We start from the raw sequence: 4021 nt of genomic DNA on the forward strand, positions 1-4021 counted from the left end.
GCCCGGGCCAGAGGCGGTGACCCGGTCGTGCGGGCCGTGCGGGTGGCCGCGCGGCACGATCGTGCGCTTCGGGTGGCTCCCGTTCTCGAGACCGCGCCCGGCGCCCGGGATTCGGTGGGGCTGTCTGCTGCACAGCGGTACCGCAACCTGGCCGGACGGGTGCGGTTGGGTCGTGGCGCGGTCTTGCCTGCTGGGGTGCCGGTGCTCCTCGTCGACGATGTCGTGACAACCGGTACGACCTCGGCGGAAGCGGTGCGGGTACTCTCCGCGGCCGGGTTCCGTACATGTGGGGTGCTTGTGATTGCCGCCGCGTAGGTGGACACGAGTGAAATTCGGCGGAACAGTGGCACTCTCGGAGGTTACGTACTACCGTCGCCCTCAGACCCGGAAAACACTGGTAGACGGGTGGAAACGTCCGATCCGCCAGTTCTGGGCGGAGCGTCCACGGCGCTCATCGAACACGCCGGCGCGCGGGTTGCGCCGGCCGTACGCGGGAGGTACGAGTGACGACCCCTTCGAAGTCCAAGGTTTCCGCTGCCGGTATCGACGGTGAAACTGAAGGTCCCATCGCGGACATCGTTGTCAAGGGACGCAATGTCGAGGTTCCGGACCACTTCCGGATATATGTGTCCGAGAAACTCGCCCGATTGGAGCGATTCGATCCGACCATTTTCCTGTTCGATGTCGAACTGCAGCACGAGCGCAACCGCCGTCAGATGAAGAGTTGCCAGCGGGTCGAGATCACCGCCCGCGGCAAGGGGCCGGTCGCGCGCGCCGAGGCATCCGCCGACAGCTTCTATGCAGCGTTCGAGTCGGTCACCGCCAAGCTCGAATCCCGGCTGCGGCGCACGAAGGATCGCCGCAAGGTCTCCTATGGCGACAAGACCCCGGTCTCGGTTGCTGCCGCGACCGCGGCACTCGCCCAGGACGATTCACTCGGGATCTCGCCGGACCTGGCGCACGACCTCGAATCGGACAACGAGGGCGGACCGGGTCGGATCGTGCGCACCAAGGCGCACAAGGCCGATCCGATGACCGTCGACGACGCGCTGTACGAGATGGAATTGGTCGGCCACGACTTCTATCTGTTCCACGACAAGGAATCGGACAAACCGTCGGTCGTCTACCGTCGGCACGCGTTCGACTACGGCTTGATCAGCCTGGCCTGAACGCCCGGTCGGAGCGGTCGCGATCGCAACCGCTCCGACCGAACGCCTACCATGGAATCCGGCCGGGGACCGACGAGGCCCTCGGCCGGATTTTCTTGTCCGTGCACGAACCCGAGATTGAGGACGAACACCCAGTGCTGTCGCTGACGAAGCTGCTCCGAATCGGTGAAGGTCGCATGGTCAAGCGACTCAAGCACATCGCCGAGCACGTCGAATCCCTGTCGCCGGAGTTCGAGGCGCTCACCGACGCGGAACTGCGCGCCAAGACAGACGAGTTCCGCAACCGCTACGCGGACGGGGAGTCCCTCGACGAGTTGCTGCCCGAGGCGTTCGCGGTTGCCCGCGAAGCGTCCTGGCGGGTGCTCGGCCAAAAGCACTACACGGTGCAGATCATGGGTGGTGCGGCGCTGCACTTCGGCAACATCGCCGAGATGAAGACCGGTGAGGGCAAGACCCTCACCTGTGTGCTGCCGGCCTACCTGAACGCCATCTCGGGCGACGGCGTGCACGTCGTGACCGTGAACGACTACCTCGCCAAGCGTGACTCCGAGTGGATGGGTCGCGTACACCGCTCGCTCGGGTTGAGCACCGATGTGATCCTGTCCGGGCTGACCCCCGCGCAGCGCCGCGCGGCCTACGCCGCGGACGTCACGTACGGCACGAACAACGAGTTCGGTTTCGACTATCTGCGCGACAACATGACGCACTCGCTCGACGACCTGGTCCAGCGTGGGCACAACTTCGCGGTCGTCGACGAGGTGGACTCGATCCTCATCGACGAGGCGCGCACGCCGTTGATCATCTCCGGTCCCGCGGATGCGTCCAGCAAGTGGTACTCCGAGTTCGCCCGGATCGTGCAGATGCTCGAACCGGAAACCCACTACGAAATCGACATCAGGAAGCGGACGGTCGGCGTCCACGAGGCGGGTGTCGAATTCGTCGAGGACCAGCTCGGCATCGACAATCTGTACGAGGCGGCGAACTCACCGTTGGTGAGCTACCTCAACAACGCCATCAAGGCCAAGGAGCTCTACACGAAGGACAAGGACTACATCGTCCGCGACGGCGACGTCGTCATCGTCGACGAGTTCACCGGCCGCGTCCTGACCGGCCGGCGCTACAACGAGGGCATGCACCAGGCGATCGAGGCCAAGGAAAAGGTCGAGATCAAGGCGGAGAACCAGACCCTCGCGACGATCACGCTGCAGAACTACTTCCGGCTCTACGACACGCTCTCCGGCATGACCGGTACGGCCGAGACCGAGGCCGCGGAGCTGCACCAGATCTACGGGCTCGGTGTCATTCCGATCCCGACGAACCGGTCGATGGTCCGCGTCGACCAGGGCGACCTGATCTACAAGTCGGAGGAAGCGAAGTTCGCCGCGGTCGTCGACGACGTCGTCGAGCGTCACGAGAAGGGCCAGCCGGTCCTCATCGGCACCACCAGTGTCGAGCGTTCGGAATATCTGTCGCGGCAGTTCACCAAGCGCGGTGTCGCGCACAGCGTGCTCAATGCGAAGTTCCACGAGCAGGAGGCGCAGATCATCGCGGAGGCCGGGCAGTCCGGTGCGGTGACCGTCGCGACCAACATGGCCGGTCGCGGTACCGACATCGTGCTCGGTGGCAACCCGGACATTCTCGCCGACATCGCGCTGCGTCGCCGCGGTCTGGATCCGGTGCACACGCCCGAGGACTACGAGGCCGCGTGGGACGACACCCTCGAGAAGATCAAGACCGAGGTGAAGGAGGACGCCGAGAAGGTCAAGGACGCCGGTGGACTGTACGTGCTCGGCACCGAACGGCACGAGTCCCGGCGTATCGACAACCAGCTCCGCGGCCGCTCCGGACGGCAGGGCGATCCCGGCGAATCCCGGTTCTACCTTTCTCTCGGTGACGAGCTGATGCGCCGCTTCAACGGCGCCGCCCTCGAATCGATCATGACCCGGCTGAACCTGCCCGACGACGTTCCGATCGAGGCGAAGATGGTGTCCAAGGCCATCAAGAGCGCCCAGACACAGGTCGAGCAGCAGAACTTCGAGATCCGCAAGAACGTCCTCAAGTACGACGAGGTGATGAACCAGCAGCGCACGGTCATCTACGACGAGCGCCGCCGGATCCTGCGCGGCGAGGACCTCGAGGGACAGATCGAGTCGATGATCCACGACGTGGTCGCTGCCTATGTCGACGGCGCCACGTCCGAGGGCTATGTCGAGGACTGGGATCTCGAGCAATTGTGGACCGCTCTCCGCACGCTCTACCCGGTCGGTCTCGACCACAATGCGCTGGTGGAGGCGAACGAGGATCTCGATCGCGACGAATTGCGTGTCGCCCTACTCGACGACGCCCAGCAGGCGTATGCCCGGCGTGAGGCCGAGATCGACCAGATCGCGGGTGAGACTGCGATGCGCGAACTCGAACGGCGGGTCCTGCTGTCGGTCCTCGACCGCAAATGGCGAGAACACCTCTACGAGATGGACTATCTCAAGGAGGGAATCGGGCTGCGTGCGATGGCGCAGCGCGATCCGCTGGTCGAGTACCAGCGTGAAGGCTTCGACATGTTCACCGGCATGCTCGACGGCTTGAAGGAGGAGTCGGTCGGGTTCCTGTTCAACCTGCAGGTCGAGGCCGGGCAGCCGCAGGCACCGGCGACGAGCGGGGTCAACGTGACCGCAGCATCGGCTGCGGCTGTCGCGCAGAACGCGCCGTCGTTGGCGAAGTCCGGACCAGCACCGACACCGACACCGGCACCCGCCCCGGCCGCGCTGCGCGCGAAGGGACTCGACGACACCGGCGGGCAGCAGCGTCTCACCTACTCGGGTCCGGCCGAGGACGGTAGCGCGCAGGTCAGCCGC

2 protein-coding genes and 1 pseudogene are annotated in these 4021 nt (G+C 65.3%); all 3 read left to right on the forward strand.

What is annotated here, in order from left to right; all coding sequences use genetic code 11:
- A pseudogene (locus WAX14_RS07740) lies at positions 1-315 on the forward strand (ComF family protein); the annotation flags it as partial.
- A gap of 188 nt (positions 316-503) precedes the next feature.
- The gene (hpf, locus tag WAX14_RS07745; protein ID WP_422627509.1) at positions 504-1169 is read left to right on the forward strand and encodes a ribosome hibernation-promoting factor, HPF/YfiA family; all 666 of its coding nucleotides are present in this window, start codon (positions 504-506) and stop codon (positions 1167-1169) included.
- A 134-nt stretch (positions 1170-1303) separates the two neighbouring features.
- Positions 1304-4021: preprotein translocase subunit SecA (gene secA, locus WAX14_RS07750; RefSeq protein ID WP_422627510.1), on the forward strand; the 2718-nt coding region annotated here is incomplete at its 3' end.

Source organism: Rhodococcus sp. (in: high G+C Gram-positive bacteria), from assembly GCF_049299235.1.
In the GTDB taxonomy this organism is placed as follows: domain Bacteria; phylum Actinomycetota; class Actinomycetes; order Mycobacteriales; family Mycobacteriaceae; genus Rhodococcus.